Origin of the sequence: Embleya sp. NPDC050493, assembly GCF_044458105.1 — a bacterium.
Lineage (GTDB): Bacteria > Actinomycetota > Actinomycetes > Streptomycetales > Streptomycetaceae > Embleya.
Genome location: NZ_JBITHP010000003.1, coordinates 276,956 through 300,774 on the forward strand (window position 1 = coordinate 276,956; position 23,819 = coordinate 300,774).

At 71.1% G+C, this 23,819-nt stretch carries 20 protein-coding genes; 7 read left to right on the plus strand and 13 right to left on the minus strand.

Annotated features, from left to right (window positions below):
• Positions 1-295: 295 nt before the first annotated feature.
• The 7 genes from ACIBM5_RS08050 to ACIBM5_RS08080 form a co-directional block, all read right to left on the minus strand.
• Entirely contained in the window at positions 296-1,333 is a 1,038-nt protein-coding gene (locus ACIBM5_RS08050) for an NADP-dependent oxidoreductase (protein ID WP_396005980.1), read from the minus strand.
• Positions 1,330-2,871, minus strand: coding sequence for a long-chain fatty acid--CoA ligase (locus ACIBM5_RS08055; protein WP_396005981.1), 1,542 nt, complete (start codon positions 2,869-2,871; stop codon positions 1,330-1,332). The genes ACIBM5_RS08050 and ACIBM5_RS08055 overlap by 4 nt, the downstream gene beginning before the upstream one ends.
• 147 nt (positions 2,872-3,018) lie before the next feature.
• Positions 3,019-3,471 (minus strand): MaoC family dehydratase, encoded by a 453-nt coding sequence (locus tag ACIBM5_RS08060; protein WP_391584180.1) that lies wholly within the window; start codon positions 3,469-3,471, stop codon positions 3,019-3,021.
• A gap of 61 nt (positions 3,472-3,532) precedes the next feature.
• Complete coding sequence (locus ACIBM5_RS08065) at positions 3,533-4,642, minus strand: acyl-CoA dehydrogenase family protein (RefSeq protein ID WP_396005982.1); 1,110 nt, start codon at positions 4,640-4,642, stop codon at positions 3,533-3,535.
• Positions 4,639-5,817: an acyl-CoA dehydrogenase family protein gene (locus ACIBM5_RS08070; protein WP_396005983.1), complete on the minus strand. Its 1,179-nt coding sequence runs from the start codon at positions 5,815-5,817 to the stop codon at positions 4,639-4,641. Before ACIBM5_RS08070 ends, ACIBM5_RS08065 begins: the two co-directional genes overlap by 4 nt.
• Positions 5,811-6,596: an SDR family oxidoreductase gene (locus ACIBM5_RS08075; RefSeq protein ID WP_396005984.1), complete on the minus strand. Its 786-nt coding sequence runs from the start codon at positions 6,594-6,596 to the stop codon at positions 5,811-5,813. The genes ACIBM5_RS08070 and ACIBM5_RS08075 overlap by 7 nt, the downstream gene beginning before the upstream one ends.
• Before the next feature lie 558 nt (positions 6,597-7,154).
• Positions 7,155-8,333, minus strand: a complete 1,179-nt coding sequence (locus ACIBM5_RS08080; protein WP_396005985.1) for a PP2C family protein-serine/threonine phosphatase — start codon at positions 8,331-8,333, stop codon at positions 7,155-7,157.
• Positions 8,334-8,813: 480 nt separating this feature from the next.
• On the opposite strand from ACIBM5_RS08080, the gene ACIBM5_RS08085 reads away from it, so the two are divergent.
• From ACIBM5_RS08085 to ACIBM5_RS08095, 3 genes are all read left to right on the plus strand, one after another.
• A complete protein-coding gene (locus ACIBM5_RS08085; protein WP_391584175.1) occupies positions 8,814-9,710 on the plus strand; it encodes an esterase/lipase family protein in 897 nt (298 codons plus the stop codon).
• A gap of 258 nt (positions 9,711-9,968) precedes the next feature.
• Positions 9,969-10,877: a zinc-binding dehydrogenase gene (locus tag ACIBM5_RS08090; protein ID WP_396005986.1), complete on the plus strand. Its 909-nt coding sequence runs from the start codon at positions 9,969-9,971 to the stop codon at positions 10,875-10,877.
• 47 nt (positions 10,878-10,924) lie between these two features.
• Positions 10,925-11,239, plus strand: a complete 315-nt coding sequence (locus tag ACIBM5_RS08095) for a hypothetical protein (protein WP_396005987.1) — start codon at positions 10,925-10,927, stop codon at positions 11,237-11,239.
• A 286-nt stretch (positions 11,240-11,525) separates the two neighbouring features.
• On the opposite strand, the gene ACIBM5_RS08100 is transcribed toward ACIBM5_RS08095, so the two are convergent.
• From ACIBM5_RS08100 to ACIBM5_RS08120, 5 genes are all read right to left on the minus strand, one after another.
• Positions 11,526-12,707, minus strand: coding sequence for an ROK family protein (locus tag ACIBM5_RS08100; RefSeq protein WP_396005988.1), 1,182 nt, complete (start codon positions 12,705-12,707; stop codon positions 11,526-11,528).
• Positions 12,708-12,763: 56 nt separating this feature from the next.
• A complete protein-coding gene (locus ACIBM5_RS08105) occupies positions 12,764-14,026 on the minus strand; it encodes a sugar ABC transporter permease (RefSeq protein ID WP_396005989.1) in 1,263 nt (420 codons plus the stop codon).
• The gene (locus tag ACIBM5_RS08110) at positions 14,023-14,832 is read right to left on the minus strand and encodes an ATP-binding cassette domain-containing protein (protein WP_360321792.1); all 810 of its coding nucleotides are present in this window, start codon (positions 14,830-14,832) and stop codon (positions 14,023-14,025) included. Before ACIBM5_RS08110 ends, ACIBM5_RS08105 begins: the two co-directional genes overlap by 4 nt.
• Positions 14,833-15,035: 203 nt before the next feature.
• Positions 15,036-16,142: a sugar ABC transporter substrate-binding protein gene (locus ACIBM5_RS08115; protein WP_391584169.1), complete on the minus strand. Its 1,107-nt coding sequence runs from the start codon at positions 16,140-16,142 to the stop codon at positions 15,036-15,038.
• Between the two features lie 2,738 nt (positions 16,143-18,880).
• Positions 18,881-19,228: a hypothetical protein gene (locus ACIBM5_RS08120; RefSeq protein WP_396005990.1), complete on the minus strand. Its 348-nt coding sequence runs from the start codon at positions 19,226-19,228 to the stop codon at positions 18,881-18,883.
• Between the two features lie 153 nt (positions 19,229-19,381).
• Between ACIBM5_RS08120 and ACIBM5_RS08125 the strand changes: the two genes are divergently transcribed.
• Positions 19,382-19,852 (plus strand): DUF6069 family protein, encoded by a 471-nt coding sequence (locus tag ACIBM5_RS08125; protein ID WP_396005991.1) that lies wholly within the window; start codon positions 19,382-19,384, stop codon positions 19,850-19,852.
• Between the two features lie 425 nt (positions 19,853-20,277).
• Here the strand turns inward: ACIBM5_RS08125 and ACIBM5_RS08130 are convergent, their stop codons facing one another.
• Entirely contained in the window at positions 20,278-21,183 is a 906-nt protein-coding gene (locus ACIBM5_RS08130; protein WP_396005992.1) for an NAD(P)-dependent oxidoreductase, read from the minus strand.
• 104 nt (positions 21,184-21,287) lie between these two features.
• On the opposite strand from ACIBM5_RS08130, the gene ACIBM5_RS08135 reads away from it, so the two are divergent.
• The 3 genes from ACIBM5_RS08135 (at position 21,288) to ACIBM5_RS08145 (ending at position 23,768) form a co-directional block, all read left to right on the plus strand.
• Positions 21,288-21,680, plus strand: coding sequence for an ArsR/SmtB family transcription factor (locus ACIBM5_RS08135; protein ID WP_396005993.1), 393 nt, complete (start codon positions 21,288-21,290; stop codon positions 21,678-21,680).
• 710 nt (positions 21,681-22,390) lie between these two features.
• Positions 22,391-22,942, plus strand: coding sequence for a GNAT family N-acetyltransferase (locus ACIBM5_RS08140; protein WP_396005994.1), 552 nt, complete (start codon positions 22,391-22,393; stop codon positions 22,940-22,942).
• Positions 22,943-23,411: 469 nt separating this feature from the next.
• Entirely contained in the window at positions 23,412-23,768 is a 357-nt protein-coding gene (locus tag ACIBM5_RS08145; protein ID WP_396005995.1) for a hypothetical protein, read from the plus strand.
• The last annotated feature ends 51 nt before the right edge of the window (positions 23,769-23,819 follow it).

Sequence of the window (23,819 nt, forward strand, 5' to 3'; positions counted from 1 at the left end):
CCACGAGCCGGCCACCTTGCTGAACGGGCCGCGCACGCGACACCGGACCTGCCCTGCCCTGCCCCGCGCGATGCAGGCGGGGCGGGGCGGGTCCGGCGGGTGGCGTCGGGACGGCGGCTACTCGCCTCGCCCTGTCGGCGTGCGTTCGTCCGCGAAGGGGCGGGCGCCCGCCGGCGTGTCGGCCCAGCGGAACGCCGGGGCGCCGGCCGCGCGCCGGAAGGCGGGACCGTCCCGATCGTGCCAACCGATCGCTCGGAGGGGGAGCCGGCGGCCACACTGGTCGATGCCCCGGTGCTCACCGGATCCGCAGCACCAGCTTCCCGGTGTTGGCGCCGGAGAACAACCGCAGCAGCGTCTGCGGAAACGCCGTCACGTCGCCCTCGACCACGTCCTCGCGCGAGCGCAACCGCCCGTCCGCGAGCCACCCGGCCAACTCGGCGCTCGCCTCGGCGTAACGATCGGCGTAGTCGAATACCACCATGCCGGTCATCGAAGCCCGATTCACCAGCAGCGACAGGTAGTTCGCCGGTCCCGGACCCGGTTCGGTGTTGTTGTACTGCGAGATCGCGCCGCAGATCACCACGCGGGCACCCCGAGCCAGCCGGGTCAGCGCGGCGTCCAGGATCTCGCCGCCGACATTGTCGAAGTACACGTGCACGCCGTCCGGGCAGTGTTTGCGCAGCGCGGCCGTGACGTCCTCGTTCTTGTAGTCGACGGCCGCGTCGAAGCCGAACTCCTCGACCAGGAGCCGGCACTTGTCCGGGCCGCCCGCGATGCCGACGGTTCGACAACCCTTGAGCCGGGCGAGTTGCCCGACCACGCTGCCCACCGCGCCGGCCGCGCCGGAGACCAGCACGGTCTGTCCCGGTTGTGGGTCGCCGATGTCGAACAGCCCGAAGTACGCGGTCAGTCCGGTGATCCCGAGCGCGCCCAGATAGGTCGACAACGGCGCCGCGGCCGGATCCACCCGGTGCACACCGGTCCCGTCCGAGTCGGCGTACTCCTGCACGCCGAACGGGCCGTACACGTGCTCGCCGACCGCGAAGTCCGGGTGCCGGGACGCGATCACCCGGCCGATCCCGCCGGCGCGCATCACCTCGCCGATCCGCACCGGCGGGATGTACGAGCGCACGTCGTTCATCCAGCCGCGCATCGCCGGATCGAGCGAGATGTGCGAGACCTCCACCAGCAGTCGGCCGTCCGCCGGTTCGTGCACGGGTTCGTCGACCAGGTCCCAGTCGGTGGGCTTGGGCAGACCGAACGGGCGTGCGGCCAGTCGGATCTGCCGGTTGGTGCGGTCGGCGGGCAGGGTCCCGTCGGCGGGCGTGGTCATACGCAACGCAACTCCTTCTTCATGATCTTGCCGGAGGGGCCCTTGGGCAGTTCGTCCAGTATCCGCACGACACGCGGGTACTTGTACGCGGCCATGCGTTCCCTGCAGAACGCGATGATCTCGTCCGGGTCGGCCGCCTCGCCGGAGCGCAGCGCCACCACCGCGACGACCTCCTCGCCGAGCCGCTCGTCCGGTCTGCCGACCACGGCTGCCTCGGCGATCGCCGGGTGGGTGTACAGCACTTCCTCCACCTCGCGGGGGTAGACGTTGTAGCCGCCCCGGATCACCAGGTCCTTCTTGCGGTCCACCACGAACAGGAAGCCGTCCTCGTCCAGGTAGCCGAGGTCGCCGGTGTGGAACCAGCCGTTGCGGAACGCCTCGGCGGTGGCGTCGGGGGCGTTGCGGTAGCGGGTGATGATGTTGTGCCCGCGCAGCAGGATTTCGCCCACGTGCTCGGCGCCGGGCGGCAGCGGCACGTCGTCCGGGTCCGCGACGCGCAGTTCCACGCCCCAGATCGGCTTGCCCACGGACAACACCCGCCGGTCGTCGGCGCTGCGGTTGAACGTCGCGGTGCTCGCGCTCTCGGAGAGGCCGTAGCCTTCCAGGATCACTATGCCGAACGCCTTCTCGAATTCGCGGATCACCTCGCCGGGCATCGACGCCCCGCCCGAACTGCCCACCCGCAGCCGGGACAGGTCGCGCCCGGTGCGGTCGGCGGCCAGCAGCGCGACGTACATCGTGGGCACGCCCACGATCACGCTCACCCGGTCCCGGACCATCTGGTCGAGCACGCTCTGCGCCTCGAACCGCAGCACCAGGGACACGGTTCCGCCGTAGCGCACGCTCACGTTCAGCACACTGGACAGGCCGTAGACGTGGAACAGCGGCAGCGCGCCGAGCGAGACGTCGCCGGGCAGCACGTCGAACAGGTCGCCCGAGGTGGTGCAGTTCAAGTACAGCTGGAAGTGCGTGAGTTCGGCGCCTTTGGGACGGCCGGTGGTGCCGCTGGTGTACAGCAGGACCGCGGTGTCGTCGCCCGACGTCGGCTCGATGTCGCCGCGGATCAACTCGGCCCGATCCGGCGGGCCTTCCGGCAGCAACAGGGCGAAGGCGAGGGTGCCCTGCGGCACCGGGCCGTCCTCGGCCAGGGTGACCACGTACACCGTCGTGCCGGATACGGCCGCCGCGGCGCCGAGCGCCTCGGCGGCGAACACGTCGAAGGCGATCAGCGTGCGGGCGCCGGAGTCGGCGAGGTGGTACGCGATCTCGGTCGCCTTGAGCAGCGGACTCAGCGGCATCAGCGTGACGCCCGCCTTGAGCGCGCCGAAGTAGGCCACCACGAATTCGGGCACGTTGGGCAGGCATATCGCCAGCACGTCGTCCCGGCCGAGTCCCTTCGCCCGCAGCCCGCGGGCGAACCGGCTGCTGAGGTCGTCGAGTTCGCGATAGGTGATCGACCTGCCCTGATAGATCAGACATGCCGTGTCGGGGGTCGCGAGGCGGGACTCGCGCAGCATGACGGCGAGGTTGAAGCTCACTCGTGATCCTTACCTGTCAAGGTGCCGGAGGCGGCCGGGCGTCGGGGCACGACCGGCCGGGGTGCTCGGGCCTGTCCGCAATCCCGTCTCGCGGTGCTCGGCGGGGATCGAAGACAGGCCCTACGGGACGAGCAGGGAGCCGGGGTGCTACGGGACGAGCAGAGAGAGGGTGTCCGCGACGCATGCGGGCTTGGCGACGCCCTCGATCTCGACGGTGTGCCGCACCGTCAGCCGTACGCCCTGCGCGGTCTCGACCGCGTCGATCAGGACGGCGTGGTTGCGCACCCGGGCGCCGGCCGGGACCGGGGCGGGGAAGCGCACCTTGTCCGAGCCGTAGTTGACCCCCATTCGCACGCCGCGCACGGTGAACAGGTCGGCGGCCAGCGCCGGGATCAGCGACAGGGTCAGATAGCCGTGCGCGATGGTGCCGCCGAACGGCCCGGCCTTGGCCCGCTCGACGTCCACGTGGATCCACTGGTGGTCGCCGGTGGCCCGGGCGAACGTGTCGATCCGTTCCTGATCGACGATCAACCAATCGCTGGTGCCGAGCGGTTCGCCCCGGGCGGCGAACACCTCGGGGATGTTCTCGAAGACGCGCATGGTGCTCCTTCGTGGTGGCGCCGGCGGGATCCGGGGGCGGGTGTGCCGCCCCCGGGCCGGGTCAGGCGGGCAGGTCGACCAGCCGCGCGAGGATCGCGCGGTGCCGGTCGGGAGTGCCGAACGCGAGCGCGTCGGCCTTGGCGCGCTTGAGGTACAGGTGCGGGTGGTGTTCCCAGGTGAAACCGATGCCGCCGTGCAGTTGCACGCATTCCTCCGCGGCGCGCACCGCGATCTCCGAGCAGTGCGCCTGCGCGAGGGCGACCGCGACCGCGGTGTCCGGGTCGTCGGCGGCCACGCAGGCGGCGGCGTGGCGGGCCACCGCCCGGGCCTGGGCGATCGACACCCACAGCGCGGCGAGGCGGTGCTTGGGCCCCTGGAACGAGCCCACCGGACGGCCGAATTGGTGGCGGGTCTTCATGTAGGCGACGGTGCTCTCCAGGCAGTACTCGGCGACGCCGAGCTGCTCGGACGCCAACAGCGCCGCCCCGGTGGCGAGCGCGGTCGCCACCGCCGCCTCGGCCTGCTCGCCGCGGGCCAGCACGGTGCCGATCGCACCGGTGAGCACGAGGTCGGTCAGCGGCCGGGTCAGGTCGAGCGAGACCACCGGGCGTCGGTCGACGGCGTGTTGCCCGGCGTCGACCGCGTAGAGCACGGGCCCGTCCGCGGTGTCGGCGGGCACGACGAGCACGTCGGCGGTGCCGGCGTCCACGACCGAGGTCACCGTGCCGGTCAGCACGTCGCCGTCGGCGCGCACCGGGTACGGCACCAGCACGCCGGGAACGGAGGCGAAGGAGAGTGCCAGGGTCGCGCTGCGCCGGCCGCCGGCCAGATCGGCGAGCAGCGCGCCGGCCCGCACCGTCCGCAAGGCCGCGGTCGCGAGCACCGCGCTGCCCAGGAACGGGGTCGGCGCGACCGCGCGGCCCAACTCCTCCATGACCACGGCCGTTTCGCGCCAGGAGGCGCCGCTGCCGCCGTGGGCGTCGTCGATTGCGAGCCCGGCCGCGCCGATCTGCTCGGTCAGCACGCGCCACAACTTCGGGTCGTACGGCTCGTTCGTCTCGATCCGCGCGAGCAGCCCGGCCAGGGGCACCCGTTCGGTGAGCAGGTTCCGAACGCCGGACCGCAGTTCGCTCTCGTCCTCGGTGTAGAGGAGGTGCTCGGTGACGCTCATCGAGGCAGGTCCTTCCACGCGGCGTCCTTGTCCACCCGAGGCTCCGCGGGCAGGCCCAGGACGCGCTCGGCGATCACGTTGAGCAGGATCTCCGAGGTGCCGCCCTCGATCGAGTTGCCCTTGGCGCGCAGGTAGCGGTAGCCGGGGGAGCGGGTGGTGAAGTCCACCGACGCCGGGCGGCGCATGGTCCATTCGTCGTGCCGCAGGCCCTGTTCGGCCAGCAGGTCCAGTTCCAGACCGGAGATCTCCTGGTTGAGCCGGGCGAACGCGAGCTTGGCCGCCGATCCCTCGGGGCCGGGTTCGCCCGCCGCCGATTGCAGGCGCAGCCGTGCCGAGGTCAGCCGGGCCGCCTCGGCCTCCACCCACAGTCGCATCAGCCGGTCGTGCAGCCCGGCGGTGCGCAGTTCCGGGCGCCTGCGCCAGGTGTCGGCGACGATGCCGATCATGCCGCCCTCGCGCGGCCCGGTGCCGCCGCCGATGGCGACGCGTTCGTTCATCAAGGTGGTGCGGGCCACGCTCCACCCGTCACCGACCGCGCCCAGGCGGTGGGCGTCGGGGATGCGCACGCCGGTGAGGAAGACCTCGTTGAACTCGGCCTCGCCGGTGGCCTGGCGCAGCGGTCGCACCTCGACGCCGGGCGCGCTCATGTCGCAGACGAAGTAGGTCATCCCGCGGTGCTTGGGCAGTTCGGGGTGGGTGCGGGTGACCAGGATGGCCCAGCGCGCCTCGTGCGCCATCGACGTCCAGACCTTCTGGCCGTCCACAACCCACTCGTCTCCGTCGCGCACGGCGCGGGTGCCCAGCGCGGCGAGGTCGGAGCCCGCGCCGGGTTCGCTGAACAACTGGCACCACACCTCCTCACCGGTCCACAACGGCCGCAGCCAGCGCGCGCGTTGCTCCGCGGTGCCGTACGCGAGCACGGTCGGCGCGGCCATGCCCAGCCCGATGCCGATCCGACCCGGGTCGTTGGACGGCGCACCGGCGGCGGCGAACCGCGCGTCCACGGCTGGCTGGAGCGCGCGCGGCGCACCGAGCCCGCCCAGGCCCACCGGGTGGTGCACCCAGGCCAGTCCGGCGTCGAATCGCGCCCGCAGGTAGCCGAGCGCGTCGTCGGTGTCCGGATGGGCCGCGATGAACTCGTCCACCCTGTCGTCGAGTTCGGCCGTGGTCAGCACAGCGGGCCGCCGGCGACGTAGATCACCTGGCCGGACACGAAGCCCGCGCCCTCGCTCGCCAGGAACGCGATGGTGTTCGCGACGTCCTCGGGCCGGCCGACCCGGCGGACCGGGATCTGCTCGGCGGCGGCCTGCTGGAAGGCCTCGAACTCCATGCCGACTCGGGCCGCGGTGGCGGCCGTCATGTCGGTGACGATGAACCCCGGTGCCACCGCGTTCGCGGTCACGCCGAACTTGCCCAGCTCGAACGCCAGCGTCTTGGTGAAGCCCTGCAGGCCGGCCTTGGCCGCCGAGTAGTTCGCCTGGCCGCGGTTGCCCAACGCGGACGAGCTGGAGAGGTTGACGATCCGGCCGTAGCCCGCCGCGGTCATGTGCGCCTGGACCGCGCGGCTCATCAGGAACGCGCCGCGCAGGTGCACGTCGATCACCGTGTCCCAGTCGCCGTCGGACATCTTGAACAGCAGGTTGTCGCGGATCACGCCCGCGTTGTTGACGAGCACGGTCGGCGCACCGAGCGTGTCGGCCACGCGCGCGACGGCGGCGTCGACCTGCTCGCCCACGGTGACGTCCGCGCCGACGGCCAGCGCGCTGCCGCCGGCCGCGACGATGGCGGCCACGGTGTCGGCGCAGGCGGCCTCGTCCAGGTCGAGTACGGCCACGGCCATGCCCTCGGCGGCGAGCCGGCGCGCGGTGGCGGCACCGATGCCGCGGGCGGCGCCGGTCACGATCGCCACGCGCGCCGTGGTCGCGGTCGCGGTCGCGGGAGTGTTCTCGGTCATGGGTGCTGGATCCTCCGGGTCGTCACTGGTCACGAGGTCGGCCTGGCGAATACCGCGGCCCGCCGTCCGAGCCCCGGCGCTCGGGGATGGGACCCGCGCGTCCGGTCGATGAGGTGCCGACCGGTCGGTATGCACGTGCGTCGGAAGCGGCGGAGCGGGATTCGTACTGCGCCTGTCACGGTACCGACCGGTCGGTATCAAGGCTAGACCGCAACACGAACTCGTTCGGGTGGTCGCCGCGAGTACGCCCCGCCGAACCGTCGCGGAACGCCGCGAGACGGCTTCCCGCCGCTGTGGATCGGCTCGGCGATGCCGCACGATGGCCGGGGGCGTGGTCGAGCGGTCGAGCGGGATCGGCTCCGCCATGCCGCGCGGTGGCCGGGGGCGTGGTCGGGCGGACGCCAGGAGTCGTGGTCGAGCGGATCGGTTGCCCGATGCCGCGCGCCGGCCGGGAATGTGGTCGAGCGGACTCCGGAGGTCGTGGTCGAGCGGATCGGTTCCGGGCTGCCGCACGGCGGTCGGGACTCGCCCTTGCTCCCGCCCTCGGCCGAGCCGGCGCTACCCCGGCGACCCGTCGGTCGGGGCCACCGTCTCCCGGGCCAGCACCATCAGCGCCGCATCGTCGGTGAGCCGGCCGCCGCCGTGCGTCAACAACGCACGTTGCAGCCGGCCCAGCAGATCGATCGCGGACAGGCCCGGCTCGACGTGCCGGGCGACCCACTCGCGCAGCGGAAAGAACCGACCCTGGGCGTCCCGGGCCTCGGTGGTGCCGTCCGTGTACAGCAGCAGCAACTCGTCCGGCGCCATCCGGAACCGGTAGGCGGGCGACCGCTCCGCGGCGGAGAGCAACCCGGCCAGCCCGAGCGGCAACTCGGGCGGCACATCGATCCAGCGCACACCGGACGGCCCGATCAGGGCCGGCGCCTCGTGGCCGTGGTTGACCAGCTCGACCAGGTCGTCCGGGCCGAACCGGGCGATCAGCGCGGTGGCGAACCAGTCCGTGTCCGGCTCGCCGAGCAGCACCTGGTTGCGGCCGAACCGCTCCAGGGCCTCGCCCATGCGATCCCCGACCCGACGCAGGTCCGGCTCGGTGAACGCGGCCTCGCCGAAGGTGCCGACCAGCGCCGCACTCGCGCCCACCGCGGTCAGCCCCTTGCCCTGCACGTCGGCGATGAACGCGCGCGTCCCGTACGGCGTGGCCACCACGTCGTACACGTCCCCGCCCACCTCCGCGTCGCGTTCGGCCGCCAGATAGCTGCGGGTGACCCGAACCCCGCCCACCACCGGCGGCGCCGGCGGCAACAGCGCGCGCTGCACGTGTTCGACCACGTTGCCCAGGCGCGACACCCGCTCCTGCAATCGGGTCCGCAGCAGGACCGTGGCCACCGCGATCGCGCCGCCGAGCACCACCACCACGAACCCGGCCCAGTCGTGCCGGTAGCCGGTCGGCGCCAGCCACGGATCCAGGAGCAGGAACGTCCACGTCGCGAGCACCGCGTAGACCGCCGTCGCGCGCACCGTGGTCAGGCTCGACGCGGACATCGGCACCAGACACAACATCGTGTCGGTCCGGAACTCGTCGGGTGTGCCGAAGTCGACCGCCACGATCACGACATACAGCAGGGCCGGCAACAGCGGGATCAACCGCCGCATCGGCCGGCCGCCACCCGCGTCGACCGCCGGGGTCTCGCTCATCGGGAAGGCACCGTCCTGGTTCACCCGCAGTGGGCCGGTCATCGGTCATCGGTCCTCCCCGCCCTTTCCCGATCCGGTCCGCATCCAGCTACGCCACACGGTTGATCGGCCGCGCGGGCGGTTCGACGGGCGGCTCGACCCGCGTCGGGGTGGGGCCGGGTCGGGGTGGGGCCGGGTCGGTGGCGGCGAGCACCGGCGTCCGGCCGGCCGGACGGGGCGGATCCGGACGACAACGGGGCCCGTCCGCCCGATCCCGAAACGTCGTCCGGCCGATCCCAAGCATCGTCCGCCCGATCGCGAAACGTCGTCCGCCCGATCCCGAAGCGTCGTGAATGGCACGGTCGAGCCCAACCGCGACGTCTCGTTGTAACCCGCACGGACCGCCGATAACCTCGCGCCCCCGCACCGCCACGAAGCTCCCGCGATCACTTGGAGGCGCAGATGCTCGGCTCCGAACGCGTGACAGGATCCCTCCCCGAGCCGCCCCGCCGCGCCCGCACCCGAGCGCGCACCCGATGGGGCATGTTGGGTCTGGCCGTGACCATGGCACTGACCTGGGCACTGCCCACCCCGGCCGCGGCGGCGGCCCGGCTGCCGGTCCCGTACAGCTTCGCCGCCGGCATCACCGCGCAACTCCTGACGCCGAACAGCTCGCCGCCCGGTGCCAACGACTTCGACTGCCGGCCGAGCAGCGCGCATCCGCGCCCGGTGGTGCTGTTGCACGGGACGCTCGGCAACATGACGGACAGCTGGCAGGCACTGTCCCCGCTGCTCAAGAACAACGGCTACTGCGTCTTCGCGTTGAACTACGGCGGCGAACCCGGCGGGCTGTTCCAGGGCTACGGTGACATACCCACCAGCGCGGCCCAACTGGGCGCCTTCGTCGATCGAGTCCGCGCGGCCACCGGCGTGGACCGGGTGGACCTGGTCGGACACTCACAGGGCGGTGGCGCGCTGCCGCGGTACTACCTCCAAGTGCTCGGCGGCGCGGCCAAGGTGCACGACCTGGTCGGTCTGGCCCCCGGCAGTCACGGCGCGTCCCTGGAGGGCATCCTGAACCTGCTCGACGCCTTCCCCGGCGGCCGGGACGCCTTCGAGCACCTGTGCCCGGCCTGCGCCCAGCAGGACATCGACTCACCGTTCATGCGGGCGCTCAACGCCCTCCCGGACACCGTGCCGGGCGTGCGCTACACGATGATCGCCAGCCGCTACGACGAGGTGATCGTGCCCTACACGCTCGGCTTCCTGACCGGCCCGGACGTGCGCAACGTCACCGTCCAGGACCACTGCGGCCTGGACTTCTCCGACCACCTGGCGATCATCTACGACCGGGTCGCCCTGAACGAGGTGCTCCGCGCGCTCGACCCCGGCCGCACCGACCGAGTCTGCGCACTGTCCCTGCCGGTGCTCGGCGGCTGACCCTCGATTACCCCGGTACTCCCGTATTTCGTTGCTCGGCGGCTGACCCTCGATTACCCCGGTACTCCCGTATTCCGTTGCTCGGGGGCTGACCCTCGATTACCCCGGTACTCCCGTATTCCGTATCCCGTTCCCCGTACTTCCGGTTGCACCGTCCCGCCGCGCCGCCGCACACGTTCGGCGGCGCGGCGGAATGCGTTCGCCCTCGCGGGAGTTGCGGTTCCCCGGAAGCCGAACTCGAACCTGGGGGTAACCCTGATGCGCGCTCTCGTCGTCGACCACGCCGTACCCGGTCGACTCAGGATCGACACCGTGCCCGATCCGGTTCCCGAACCCGATCAGGTCCTGGTGCGGATCGCCGCGATCTCGCTGAACTTCGGCGAGTTGCCCAGGGTCGACGGCGACACCCCGAACGGCACGATTCCCGGCTGGGACGCGGCGGGCGTGGTCGAGCGGCCGGCCGCCTCCGGACGCGGCCCGCGGGTGGGCGAACGGGTGGTCACCTTCGACTGGCGCGGCGGCTGGGCCGAACTGCGCGCCGTAGACGTGAACGAACTGGCCGTCCTGCCCGACGAGGTCACCTTCGAACAGGCCGCGACGCTCCCGGTCGCGGCGGTCACCGCGCTGCGGGCGCTGCGCCGGGCCGAGGTCGTGCCGGGCACCCGGGTCGGGGTCACCGGCGCGGCGGGCGGGGTGGGCACGTTCGCGGTGCAACTCGCCCACCTCGCAGGCGCGCACGTGAGCGCGTTCGTCGGCAGCCCGGAGCGCGGCGAGGGCCTGTCCGGCTACGGCGCGGACCGGGTGCTCACCGACCCGGCCGAGGCGGACGCGCCGCTGGACGTCGTCCTGGACAACGTCGGCGGCCCACTCCTGACCGACCTGCTGGGTCGGCTCGCACCGGGCGGACGGGTGATCGCGATCGGCGCCGCGTCCGGCGAGCGGGCGGACTTCTCCTCGTACAGCCTGATCGGACCCGAGACCTCGATCATCGGCTTCAAGCGCGGCGGCGACTCGGCGGCGGATCTGGCGTACGTGGCCCGCCTGGTCGCGGACGGACTGCTGCACGCGCCCGTCGACTGGCAGGCCGACTGGACCAGGGTCGACGAGGCCATCACCCTCCTGCTCGGCCGCCGGATCCGGGGCAAGGCGGTCCTGACTGTGAGCTGAAGTCCTGGGCGGGCTAGGGGAGTTCGATGCCGGGGCTTCGGTGGGTGATGGCTGGTTCGGTCGGGACCGGTAGTTTCGGATCCCTGGAACTGGACCTGGACCTGGACCCGGTCCTGGCCCTGGCCCCGGTCCTGGCCCTGGCCCCGGTCCTGGCCCTGGCCCCGGTCCTGGACCTGGACCCGGTCCTGGCCCTGGCCCCGGTCCTGGACCTGGCCCCGCTCCTGGCCTTGGACCCGGTCCTGGCCCCGGCCCCGGACCCGACCCCGGACCTCGGCCGGGTGGCGCCCAGGTCGGCCGTGTCCTCGATGGCGCCCGGCCGGGCGTATCGCGGGCGCGCCGCGAGCGGGTGCTGCGCCCGCTGACGTAGGCGGGCGCGCGGGGGCCGCGCGGAGCCGGGCGCGTGGGGCCGCGCGGAGCCGGGCTGGGATCTCGCGGGCGGCGCCTCGTGGTTGCCCGCCTCGGAGTCGGGCGCCCGGCCGCCGCCCGGCATCGCAGCCGCCGGCCCGGTTGCCGGGCGCCTGTCCGACCGACCGCCGGTCGGGCCGCGTTCGTGGCCCGTGGGCTCGTTGCCCCGTGGGCTCGTTGCCTCTTGCCTCGTTGCGCCGTTGCCCCGTCGGTCCGTCGGGCCCGGCTTCGCTTCGGGGGCCGTCAGGCCGTTGTTTCCGATCCCGGTTCCAGTGGGTTGTCCAGCAGGCGGGCGAAGGCCAACTCGGCGGCGCCGTACAGCGGGGCGTCGTCGCCGAGCGCGGCCGTGCGCAGCTTGAGGTGTTCGCGGGTGACCGCCAGCGAGGTCCGGTTGAGCCGACTGCGCACCTGCGCCGCGGTGGCCAGGTACACCTCGCGCAGCGTCCCGCCGAACACCACCATCTGCGGATTGAGGATGTTGACCAGATTGGCCACGCCGAGCCCGAGCCAGTCGCCGACCCGGCGCAGCCCCTCCTCCGCGTCCTGATCACCGCGGGCCGCCGAGTCGGCCAGCCCGCCGATCGCGTGCTTGGCGGTACCGCGGGTGAGCGCGAACTCGCCGATCTCGGTCTCCCAGCACCCGCGCGACCCGCACCGACACGGCCGGCCGTCCGGGTTGACCACCATGTGCCCGACCTCGCCCGCGTATCCGTCGCCGCCGGTCACCGGCCGACCGGCGGACAGGATGCCGCCGCCGATGCACACGTCGCCGTGCAGGTAGATCACGTCGTCACAGCCCACCGCCGCACCCCGGGTGTGCTCGGCGACCACGCCCAGGTCGGCGTCGTTGCCGACCATGACCACCGTGCCGATCGCCGTCGACAGCCGCTCGCCCAGCGGCTCGTCGCGCCAATCCGGGGTGTGCCCCTCGGGAATCGTGCCGTCCGAACCGCGCACCATCGCACACACCGCGACCCCGGCACCCACACACACGCCGTCGCGCGGCGCACTCAGCCGCATCTGCGCGACGAACCCGCCGAGCGCCTCGGCCACCTCCTTGGGCGAGAACCCGCTTCCCGGACGCTGTATTTCCCGGCGATCCAGGATCACCCCACCGAGCCCGACCCGGGCCGCGACCACCCGGTCCACGCCGATCGTGAACGCGTACACGTACACCCGCTGCGACTGCGCCCGCACCACGAGCGAGGGCCGGCCGCGCCCACCGCCGGAGGTGTCCCGCGGGGCCTCCTCCACGACCAGGCCCGCCGCCGCCAAGTCGGCGGTGAGCGCGCCGATGGTGCTGCGGTTGAGCCCCATGCCCGCGGTCAACTGGGCGCGTGAGGTGGGGCCGAGCACGTGCACGTGGCGAAGCAGCGCCCCCAGGTTCTGCCTGCGGATGTCCTCCTGGGTGGGCGCTGCGCGCATCGGGCTGCGGACCCTGCCTTTCTCATCCGTGGCGTCGATCGAGGGGGAGGGCGGCGTCACCGCAGCCCGGCGGCTTCGGCCCGCCGCCGTGACAGGGCGTCGACCCCGGCGGCGAGGAGCAGCACGACGCCGGTCACAACGTACTTGACGCCGGCGCTGTACCCCATGAGCCCCATGCCGTTGTCGATCACCGCGACCACGGCGCCGCCCAGCACGGCGTCCAACACCCGGCCCTTGCCGCCGAACAGGCTGGTGCCACCGATCACCGCGGCGCCCACGGCGTACAACAGCACGTTGCTGCCACCGGTGTTGGAGTCCACCGAGTTGGCCCGCGAGGCGGCGATGATGCCGCCGATGGCGGCCATCGTGGAACAGATCACGAACGCCGAGATCCGCACCCGGTCAACGTTGATCCCGGCCCGCCGGGCGGCCTCGCGGTTGCCGCCGACCGCGTACAGGCTCAGCCCGTACGGCGTGCGGCGCAGCACGAACGTGCCGATCAGGAGCAGCACCACCAGAACCGGTACCACGATCGGCACGCCGCGCAGCGAGGAGATCACCACGTTGCGGCTGCGCTCCTGGTTGAGCACGTACACCGCGACGCCGACCAGGACCGCCAGCGCGCCCACCCGGATTCCGGTGATCGCGATCGGTTCGGCGCTCAGCCCGCGGCGCATGCGGTTGCGATTGCGGCGCAGTTGCAGCGCCGCGTAGCCGCCCACCGTGGCGGCGGCCAGCAGCCAGCCGACGATCGGCGCGAGGTTGCGGTTGGAGATCGCCAGGATGGTGGAGTCGCGCACCGGCACGTTGGTGCCGCCCTTGACCAGGAGCAGCGATACGCCCTGGAAGGCCAGGAACGCGCCCAGCGTGACCACGAAGGAGGGGATGCCGACCTTGGCCACCAGTACGCCGAGCACCAGGCCGATCACCGCGCCGACGACCAGGGCGGCGAGTACGCCCGCATACCAGGGCCAGCCGTGTTCGGTCAGCAGCACGGCGAGCACGGCGGCACACACGCCGCTGGCGAAGCCCGCGGACAGGTCGATCTCGCCGAGTACCAGAACGAAGATCAATCCCATCGCGATCACGGTGACCGCGGCGCCCTGGGTGAACAGGTTGGCGAAGTTGCCCGCGCTCAGGAACCGCGGACGCATGATCGCGAAGACCGTGCACAGCACCACCAGACCGAGCACGGCGGGCATCGCGCCGGTGTCGCCGCCGCGCAGGCGCGCGACGTAGTCCTTGATGTGCGTGACCACCGGCGACTCCGGCGTATCGGAGTCGCTCTTGTCGGCGAGAGGCAGGACGCTGCTCGTCATCGGTTGACTCCGTTTCGACCCGCGCCGGGACCGAGTGCCTCGGTCTGCCCCGACGTGATGAGTTCGACGATCTGGGAATGGGTGATCTCGCTGGTGCTGACCTGCGCGGCGGTGCGGCCCAGGTAGAGCACCGCGATCCGGTCGGCGACCGCGAACACGTCGTTCATGTTGTGCGAGATGAGGACGACGGCCAGCCCGTTGTCGGCCAGGCGGCGCACCAGTTCGAGCACCTGAGCGGTCTGCGAGACGCCCAGCGCGGCGGTGGGTTCGTCCAGGACGACGACCTTGCTGTTCCACAGCACGGCCTTGGCGATCGCCACGGTCTGGCGCTGGCCGCCGGAGAGGCTGGAGACGCGCTGGCGGATCGAGGAGACGGTGCGTACGGACAGGCCGGCCAGGGTCTCCTCGGCGATCTGTTCCATGCTGTCCTCGTCCAGCACCCAGCCGCGCCGGCGCTCGCGGCCGAGGAACATGTTCTGCACGATGTCGAGGTTGTCGCACAGGGCGAGGTCCTGGTAGACGATCTCGACGCCCAGATCGGACGCGTCGCGGGGGCTGTTGACGGTGACCGGCGCACCGTCGAAGAAGTACTCGCCGGAGTCGGCGGTGTGGATGCCGCCGATGCACTTGACCAGGGTCGACTTGCCTGCGCCGTTGTCGCCGACGAGCGCGGTCACCTGGCCCTCGTACACGGACAGGTCCACGTCGCGCAGGACGTGTACGGCACCGAAGCTCTTGTTGATGCCACGCAGTTCGAGCACGGGATCGGACGCGGGCGGCGGGGCGGGGGTGGGGGACAGGGCCACTGTGCGGGCTCCTCGCGTGGGGTGGCGGCAGGGTACGCGCCGGCCGGAACCGACGCTCGTGGGTGTCGAGCGTCGGCTCCGGCGCAACTGCGCGGTCCGGGTGGCTGGTTCCGGGTGGGTGGTTACGGAAGGCCGGTTCCGGGAGGCCTGTTCAGGGAGGCCGGTTCCGGAAGTTCGGTTTCGGCAGGCCGGTTCTCGGGTGGCTAGTTGATGCCGAACTCGGTGCACTTGGCGGCGTAGGCGCCGGTGCACAGGGTGTCCTTGGTGACGTAGCCATCGGTGACCACGTCCTTGACGTTCTCCTTGTAGATGGCCACGGGCTCCAGCAGCACGGAGGGCACGTCGCGCTTGCCCTCGGGATCGCGGACGGTGGCGGGCACGGCCGGCTTCTGGCCCTTGGCGAGCGCGACGGCCAGCCCGGAGACCGCGTCGGCCTCCTTCTTGATCGCCTTGTAGACGGTCATGCACTGGTCGCCGACCAGGATGTTCTGCAGCGCGGTGGTCTCCGCGTCCTGCCCGGTGACCGGGACCTTACCGTTGAGCTTCTGCTTCTTCAGGATCGAGATCGCGGCGTTGCCCAGGCCGTCGTTGGCCGCCACGACGCCGGATATGTTCGGCGACTGGGTGAGCATCTGCTCGAACATGTTGGCGCCCTCGGTGTTGTTCCAGTCCGGGACGGCCTGGTCCGGGCCCTTGACGTACTCGCCCGAGTCGAACTTCGGCTTGAGCACCGCGTCGTAGCCCTGCTTGAGCAGCGTCGCGTTGTTGTCGGTGGCCGAGCCGTTGAGCATCGCGACGGTGGGCTTCTGCGCGTTCGCGGCGGACAGGCACTTCTCGAGGCCCTGCCCCATCAGGGTGCCGACCTTCACGTTGTCGAAGCTGACGTAGTACTGCGCGCTGCCGCCGAGGGTCAGCCGGTCGTAGTCGATGGTCGCGACACCCTGGGACTTGGCCTTGTCCAGAACGGCCTTTCCGGTGCCGCTGTCCAGGTTGACGATGATCAGGACGGTCGCGCCGTTGGTGATCATCTGGTCGGCCAGCGTCTGGAACTGGGACTTGTCCCCCTGCGCGTTCTGGATGTCGTAGTCGACACCGGCGGCCTTGAACGCGTCGGTGAGGTACTTGCGGTCGTTGGTCTCCCACCGGCCCGACGTCTTGCTGTCGGGCAGGATCACGCCGATCTTCGCCTTCTTGCCACCGCCGTTGGTGGAGCCGGACGATCCGGTGCCGGAATCGTCCGAGCAGGCGGAGAGGGTGCCGGCGGCCAGTACGGCGCAGGCGGAGACGGACACGAGGAACCTCTTGCGCATGGTGGATCCCTTCGGGCACGCGCCGGTGGAGCCGGCGGGGGACGTGGAGACGTGCAGACGTCGTCGTCGTGGGGGTGGTGCGGCGTCGGGGGCGGCGGGGTGTGGCGTTGGGGTGTGGCGGTTGGGGTGTGGCTGGGCTGTGCGGGGTGCGGGGTGCGGGGTGCGGCGTGCGGCACGGGGTGCGGGGTGCGCGGGCGGGGCGGGGGTGCGGACAGGGGGATCTGCAACAAGTGAAGGCGGTGTCGCCTTAAATGTTGTGGGCGACAACGTAATAGCCCGAGAGGGTGTCCGCCAGACCCCGGAAGCCCTGAGAAATGCCGGCTTCGGTAACGGTTGGGAAACGCAGGTGAACCAAAAACCGGTTGTTAGCCATGAAGATCTTCAAGAATCAACACCAAGCGGCCAAGGTGGCGCCGAACGGCTTCGGATCGCGAACCCGGGTGGGTGGGGTGGGGTTGCAGATTAAGTTCCGAGCCGCAACTTAGGTGGTTCGCGGGAGGGTTGGGGTGAGCCGGGCGGACGGCATGGGCGTCGGCGGCAACCTTTTCGCACGCGGGCGGCTTGCTCGGGCGGTGGCGTTCGTGCCGCGGTGTTCGCGTTCGAGAGCACCACTCTCGTTTCGGCCGGGCGCTCTTGCCTCAACCCTGCGCTCCGGCCGTGAGCGGCGGGTGCTCGTGTCTCGGAGCGGTGCTCTCGCTCTGGTGGAGACGTCTTGCTTCGGGTGCGCGGACGCGGGCGCGGACGCAGACGCGGGGGCGGGCAGGGCGCGGACGGGCCACGGTCGTGTCCCGGTCCAGTGGTATTCGTGGTCGTGGTCGTGGTCGTGGCCGTGGTCGTGGTCGTGGTTTCGGTCTCGTGCTCTGGTTTTGGCCAGGTGTTCGCATCGTGGAGCAGTGCTCTCGTTACGGTGGAGGCGCCCGTTGCCCTGATGCCTGCGTCGGGCCAGTGTCCGCGTTTCGGAGCAGTGCTCTCGTTTCAGGGCAGTGCTCTCGCTTCGGCCAGGGGGTCTCGCCTCGGTCTCGCGGTTCCCGCCTTTGGGCAGGCGCTCGCGTCCCGGAGCGGCGCTCTCGTTTCGGCCGCGTGCTCTCGTCCCGAGGCTCCTGCCCTGGCATTGGCCTGGCGCTCACGTTTCGGAGCGGTGCTCTCGTGTTGTAGAGGGTCGCCTCGCTCCTCGCGCGGATGACCTTGGCGAGGCTCGCGTCCCGCGAGCGGTGCTCTCGTTTGCGTCAAGGGCCTTGTTTCGCCCTCGCTCAGGCGTTGGCCGGGTGTTCGCGTCGTGGAGCGGTGCTCTCGTTTCGGCCGCTTGCTCCCATCCCGGAGTTGCGCTCTGGCTTTGGTCTGATGCTCACGCTTCGGAGCGGTGCTCTCGTTTCGTTGAGGGTCGCCTCACTCCTCGCGCGGATGACCTTGGCGAGGTGCTCGCGTCCCGCGATCGGTGTTCTCGTATCCGTCGAGGGCCTTGTTTCGCCCTCGTTCAGGCGTTGGCCGGGTGTTCCTTCGTGGAGCGGTGCTCTCGTTTCGGGCGCATGCTCTTGTCCCGGAGCTGTGTCCTGGCTTTGGTCTGGTGCTCACGCTTCGGAGCGGTGCTCCCGTTTCGTTGAGGGTCGCTTCGCTCTCGCGTGGATGACCTTGGCGAGGTACTCGCGACCCGGGGAGCGGTGCTTTCGCTCTTATCGAGGGCCTTGTTTCGCCCTCGTGTTCAGACGTTGCCCCGGGGTGTCGCTTCGTGGAGCGGTGCTCTCGTTTCGGCCGCTTGCTCTCGTCCCGGAGTTGTGCTCTGGCTCTGGTCTGCTGCTCGCGCTTCGGAGCGGTGCTCTCGTTTCGTTGAGGGTCGCCTCGCTCCTCGCGCGGATGGCCATGGCGAGGTGCTCGCGTCCCGCGAGCGGTGCTCCCGTTTCCCTTGAGGGCCTTGTTTCCCTCGTGCAGGCGTTGGCCGGGTGTTCGCGTCTCGGAGCGGTGCTCTCGTTTCGGCCGCGTGCTCTTGTCCCGGAGGCGTGTCCTGGCTTTGGTCTGGTGCTCACGCTTCGGAGCGGTGCTCTCGTTTCGTAGAGGGTCGCCTCGCCCCTCACGTGGCTGGCCATGGCGAGGCGCCTCGCGGCCCAGAGCGGTGCTCTCGTTCTCATTCGGGGCTCGTTTCGCCCTTGTGTCCCGGCCTGGTCGGGCACGCCGCGCTTTCGGAGCAGTGCTCTCGTTTCGGTCGGGCGGTCTCGTCTCAAGGCTCGTGCTTTGGCCTTGGGCCGAGGCACTCGCGTCCTGGAGCGGTGCTCTCGTTCGGCGCCCGAGTGGTAGCCCAGGGTCGCCGTGGGCGACCTGGGCGATCACGACAGCAGCGCGGTCGAGCGCTCCTGTCCCGGTGCTGTGTTCTGGTGTTGGTTGGGTGCTCACGCTTTGGAGCGGTGCTCTCGTTTCGGTGGGAGTTCTTTCGCCCTAGCGTGGTTTGGCTTTGGCGAGGTGCTCGCGTTCCAGAGCGGTGCTCTCGTTCTGGCTGAGCGGTCTCGGCTTGCGCCCGTGTTCTGGCTTTGGGCAGGTGCTCGCGTTCCGGAGCAGGTGCTCGCGTTCCGGAGCGGTGCTCGCGTTCCAGGTGGGTGCTCTTGGCCGTTGATTCCGTGTCTTCACCGTTGGGGTGGGGTCGAGGAACGTGGTCCCGACCGTTGGCGCGTCGACGTCGATCCATTGCCGTCTGCCGAACGCCTCGACCCAGTTCCGCCGAAGATCTGTGGCGGGTCCCCGAGGGGTGGTCAGCGCGGTGGGCGGCGGCGAAGGAGGCGGGGGAAGAGGCGGGGGCGGGGCGGCCGGCGGTTGTGACTCCGGCGGTCCGGGGCGCTCGGATGGGCCGGTTCGTCGTGATGCGGACGCCACGGGTCGTCGGGGGATCGCATCGGCACCTTGCGCTGCGCCTGGACCTGGATCTCGATGTGGGCGTCGTTCGCGGTGCCGTGCAGTGCCTCGTCGTAGGACGCCATGGCCGCGCGGATGGCCGCGCCGGCGACACCTCGACGGCGCACATGGGCGGCCATCCACGCACAACAGCCCAGTGTCGTGGCGAGGCAACCGGCGACCAGCAGGAATCCCAGGAATCCACCCATGGCGTCGAGACTACGTGCGTCGGCGTCCCGCCTGCGGTGCCGCCGCCGGTGGTGAAGTCGATCGGTATGGATGTCGGCGGTGATGTCGAGAGGCGGGGTTCGGCTCCGACCGTCGGGCAACGGGAACCGCCCGAATGTCAAAGGAGAACACCGATGGACACCACGATGCACTCGACCTCGGCCGATCGTATGGCTGCCGCTTGGGAATCGCGGGCGGTGTGGATGGTGAGTGTGGCTGCGGGGGTGGCCGCCGCGATCGGAACGGAGGTGTACGGGTTGCTCGCACGGGGCCTCGGCGTGCCGATGCGGGCCGGCAACATCGGGGCGGAGACAGCGGACCCGATCACCGTCGGGATGTTCGCGATGGGCACGGCCGTGAGCCTGTCCATCGGGACGGTACTGGCCGTACTCGTCGCCCGTTTCGCGGCCCGCCCGGCGCGGACGTACCTGGTGGCCACGGTTGTGTTGACCGCGCTGTCCATGGCCGGCCCGCTGTTGGCCGGCGACACGCCCGCCTCGACCAAGGCGATGTTGTGTGGTGCGCACCTGGTGGCCGCGGCGATCGTCGTTCCGGTGGTGACGCGCAGGCTCGCGAGCGCCCCGGGGCGTGGTGCTCGCGGCTGACCGCGCCGGGGAGGGGCGGCCATGGTGCCGGTGGCGACGGACGAGATGGCGGGGGCGAGATGGCGGGGAGGCGATGGCGTCGGTCGGATCGGGATCGTCGGCGAGTGCGCGGATCCCGATTCGGAGGGCCGTCGTCGATGCGAAAGTGCTTTGCGGGCACCGGGAACCGGAGGGGCTTTCCGGGGCCGCTACGCCGCGGGCGGGCCGGTCGTGACAGTCGGATCCTTCGTGACGCTCGTGGCCCGGCAGCGATGTGCTTTGCGGGCGACGGGAGTTCGGTACCCATGGCCGGGGACGGCCCGCCGCGGCGCGCCCCGCACCGCCCCGCGCCCCGCTACGCCCCGCCTGGTTGGCTGGGCGGGTGTTTGTGTGTGTCGTGCGTTGTGCGCGGATTCGTGGTCGAACTTGCTTTGGTGTGTGGGCGGTTACTTGTCGAAGCCGGCGAAGTAGCCGGCCGCCATGTCCTTGTCGCCGTGGCCCTGTGCGGAGGCGCGGCGGAAGCGCTCTGCGCCGGCGGCGACGACGTCCATGTGGATGCCCGCGTGGTCGGCGGCCTGAAGCACCAGTCGGGCGTCCTTCTCCGCGTTGTCCACCGAGAAGCTGGTGGTGTAGTCGTCGGAGAGGATGGCGGCGGACTTGAGTTGGAAGTACGCGTTGTCCATCGGGCCGCCGCCGACCACTTCGAGGAACAGTTGCGGGTCCACGTCCAGCCCCTTGGCGAGGGCCAGGGCCTCGCCGACACCGTGGGTCAGCGCCAGGACCCAGGTGTTGAGGACGAGCTTGAGGCGGGTGGCCGCGCCGGAGGTTCCGTCCTCGCCGACCCACAGGGTGCGCCGACCGATCGTGTCGAACAGCGGCTGGACGACCTCGCGGCTCGCCGGCGCGCCCGCCGCCAGTACGACCAACTGTCCCTGTTCGGCGGGCCCTCGGGTGCCCTGCACCGGGGCGTCCACGAGAAGCAACTCGTGTTCGCGGGCGAACGCGGACAGTTCGTCCAGGGCGTCGACGCCGACCGTGCTGATCTGTACCCATACCGCGCCGGCGCGCAGCCCCGGCACCGCGGCCCGCATCGCGTCCAGTACCCGAGGGCCGTCGTTGAGCACGGTGACCACGATGTCCGCACCGGAGACCGCGTCGGCCGGTGTGTCGGCTGCGGTCACGCCGTCGGCGGTCAGGGCGGCGGCCTTGGCGGGCGTCCGGTTCCAGGCCCGCACCGTGAAGTCGTTCCGGGACAGGTTGCGGGCGATGGCGGCGCCGATGATGCCGGTGCCCAGCACGGCGACGGTGGGGCGCACCGGGTTCGGCTGGGCGGTGGGCGGGGTGTTCGTCATGGTGCACTCTCCGTCGAGTGGTTCGAAAATCTTCGTACCCAGGTACCGTAGACACCCACGGCATGCGCCGGCAACCGTGGATCGAGGGAAGGAGCGGATGCGGGATGCCCGTCCAGATGCACCACCCGTCGCTCGACGAGGTGTCGCTGAGCGCGGTCTTCGCCGCGCTGTCCGACGACCACCGGCGCGGCGTGGTCGTCGCGCTGGCCGCGGACCCGACCCGCGAGCAGCCGTGTTCGATGTTCCCGGTGCCCGGCACCAAGTCCACGCGCTCATACCACTGGAAGGTGCTGCGCGAGGCGGGCCTGATCATCCAACGCAACACCGGCACCGGCATGATGCTGCGCCTTCGCGAACCCGAGTTCGAACAACGCTTCCCCGGCTTCCTCGCCAACCTCCTTCACCTTGAGGCCCGTCCACGATCCCGCGCGGACGGCACGAACGAGAACGAGAAGGGGAGCGAGGACGAGAACGAGGACGGCCTGCCCGACCGCTGATGCGTGAGGCGCCCGCGGGCTGAGGTCCGATGCCCTACTCGACTCTCCGCCTCCCCGATTCGACCCTCGCTTACACGACTGCGGCGCCGCCGGCTCACCATGCCCACGCCACGCCGGCGGCCGGCGCCCGCCCCGGTACGTCTCTCCGTACTCACCCCACCACGCACTGCGCAATTCACCCTCTACGCTCCACGCTCGATGCCACGCGTCCCGCGCCGACCCCCGCCGGCGCCTGGCGCCGCCCCTTCCGAACCCCACGCCGTCCGTCCTCTCTGCACCCCACCCACGCGCACCCGGTCCCGGCTCCCTGCACCACCCGTCATGCACGCCGCCGCCCCGTCGTTGCCCCGCCACCCCCCGCCCCGTCCCACCCACCAGGTGCCGAGCCCTGCCCAGGTCCCGACTCCGGCCTGCCGGCTTGGTTGGTGGGTGATCAGCGGGTGGTGTCGCGGACGAGGACGGGTTCGGTACCCATCCGGCATCGAGCAGCGAGCAGCGAGCAGCGCCGGCGCGGATCGGTCGGAGGTGAGTGAGGCCGTCGCGAGATGGGCTCGGTGTAGACATCGTGCGGCCGGGAAATGGGTCTCGGCGTAGGCATCGCGGCGTCCGTGGTGCCCTTCACGTGTCACGGCCCGACCGGGACGACGGTCGTGTTCGTCGAGGTCGTAAAGCGGTGGACAACCTTCCGGTACTGGGCGAGCATCTCCGCGGTGAGCACCGAACTTCTCTCCTCCCCCAAGCGCGTCCGCTTCGTCGAGCTCGGCGCCAAGGCGCTGCGGGCGCTCGCCGACGGTGACCTCGCCGGCGGCAGCGCCGAGGCCGGGGTCGCCCTCGACGAACATTTCGTCTGCGACCGGGCCCGCTGGATCTTCGGTTATCGCGCCGACCAGCTCGCGAAGGACCCGTCTGCCGCGCCCTGGATCACGCGGGCCGCGGTGTCCGAGCCGGACGGGGTCGTCGTGGGCGATGCCGGGTTCCACGGGCCGCCGGACGAGGCCGGCGTGGTCGAGGTCGGCTACACCGTGGTACCGGGGTACCGCCGCCAGGGCTATGCCCGCGCCATGCTGGCGGCGCTGCTCGACAGGGCCGCCGCCGAACCCGGTGTCACGACCGTGCGGGCCACGATCGGCGCCGACAACAGCGCATCCCTGGCCACCATCGCAGGCTTCGGCTTCACGCGCGTCGGCGAGAAGGGGAACGAGCGCGACGGAGTCGCGTTCGTCTTCGAGGTCCCGGCAGACGCGAATCGTCCAGCGGAGTAGCCAAGGAGTCATGTAGCCGAGGGGGCCGAGCAGTTGAGGAGTCGAGCAGTTGAGGAGTCGAGTGGCTGAGGTGTCGAGTGGCTGAGGAAACCGATATCCGAGGAGTCGAGTAGCCGAGGAGCCAGGGAACCCGAGGAGCCAGGGAACCGGTGAGCCAAGGAAGCCGGGGAGCCGAAAAGCTCTCCCGCCTCAGCGGACATGGTGATCGTCCCGGTCGGGCCGCGACGGGCGAAGGGCCGCTCGGGTGGGGTGAGTTGTGAATGCACTCAAGGCCGCTGCAGCCTCTTGGATTCCCGCACGGGATGCTTCGGTGACCCCGTGTGGGCGAAGAGGAGAGGGCGCGAGGACGATCACGACGATTCTGTGACTGGTCGAGATGGTTGTCACTTGGTCGAGATATCTGTCACCGGCGCCAGTTCGACAGCCTGCCATCTGTGATCCGGCTACCCGACCACACCATCATGCTGAGATGGCCCAAGACAAAGTGTTCTTCCTCGCTCCCGACGACGAGACTGCCGCTGCGACGCACCCGACCGGACCCGGACGGGCCTTCGAGGCCGTGACCTGCCGATTCATTGAGCCGGACAGTGCCATAGCCGAGTGGGACATGTACTTCTCGGAGCCCTCCGCGAACCTCCCGGCGCCCGAACTCCTCCACGGGTGGTGGCCGGAGTGGGTCACCGGCCCCTCCAACGACGGCGTCGAGGTGTTCGCTCTGCCGCAACGGTTGATCAGGGCGTTGGCCGACGCCGACTCCACCATGTTGGCGGAACTGGCGGATCGCTGGCGGCTGCGAGACTCAGGGCGGCTGATGGGGACGATATGACCGACGATGATCTGCCGGCGGTCCTGCGTGGAGTCGCCCGGCTCGCGGCGG

Bases quoted from the DNA above. Each gene is read 5' to 3' on its own strand.
- ACIBM5_RS08050 (WP_396005980.1), bottom strand. From the start codon at position 1,333: ATGACCACGCCCGCCGACGGGACCCTGCCCGCCGACCGCACCAACCGG.
- ACIBM5_RS08060 (WP_391584180.1), bottom strand. From the start codon at position 3,471: ATGCGCGTCTTCGAGAACATCCCCGAGGTGTTCGCCGCCCGGGGCGAA.
- ACIBM5_RS08065 (WP_396005982.1), bottom strand. From the start codon at position 4,642: ATGAGCGTCACCGAGCACCTCCTCTACACCGAGGACGAGAGCGAACTG.
- ACIBM5_RS08075 (WP_396005984.1), bottom strand. From the start codon at position 6,596: ATGACCGAGAACACTCCCGCGACCGCGACCGCGACCACGGCGCGCGTG.
- ACIBM5_RS08080 (WP_396005985.1), bottom strand. From the start codon at position 8,333: ATGACCGGCCCACTGCGGGTGAACCAGGACGGTGCCTTCCCGATGAGC.
- ACIBM5_RS08085 (WP_391584175.1), top strand. From the start codon at position 8,814: ATGTTGGGTCTGGCCGTGACCATGGCACTGACCTGGGCACTGCCCACC.
- ACIBM5_RS08090 (WP_396005986.1), top strand. From the start codon at position 9,969: ATGCGCGCTCTCGTCGTCGACCACGCCGTACCCGGTCGACTCAGGATC.
- ACIBM5_RS08095 (WP_396005987.1), top strand. From the start codon at position 10,925: ATGGCTGGTTCGGTCGGGACCGGTAGTTTCGGATCCCTGGAACTGGAC.
- ACIBM5_RS08100 (WP_396005988.1), bottom strand. From the start codon at position 12,707: ATGCGCGCAGCGCCCACCCAGGAGGACATCCGCAGGCAGAACCTGGGG.
- ACIBM5_RS08105 (WP_396005989.1), bottom strand. From the start codon at position 14,026: ATGACGAGCAGCGTCCTGCCTCTCGCCGACAAGAGCGACTCCGATACG.
- ACIBM5_RS08115 (WP_391584169.1), bottom strand. From the start codon at position 16,142: ATGCGCAAGAGGTTCCTCGTGTCCGTCTCCGCCTGCGCCGTACTGGCC.
- ACIBM5_RS08120 (WP_396005990.1), bottom strand. From the start codon at position 19,228: ATGGGTGGATTCCTGGGATTCCTGCTGGTCGCCGGTTGCCTCGCCACG.
- ACIBM5_RS08125 (WP_396005991.1), top strand. From the start codon at position 19,382: ATGGACACCACGATGCACTCGACCTCGGCCGATCGTATGGCTGCCGCT.
- ACIBM5_RS08130 (WP_396005992.1), bottom strand. From the start codon at position 21,183: ATGACGAACACCCCGCCCACCGCCCAGCCGAACCCGGTGCGCCCCACC.
- ACIBM5_RS08135 (WP_396005993.1), top strand. From the start codon at position 21,288: ATGCCCGTCCAGATGCACCACCCGTCGCTCGACGAGGTGTCGCTGAGC.
- ACIBM5_RS08145 (WP_396005995.1), top strand. From the start codon at position 23,412: ATGGCCCAAGACAAAGTGTTCTTCCTCGCTCCCGACGACGAGACTGCC.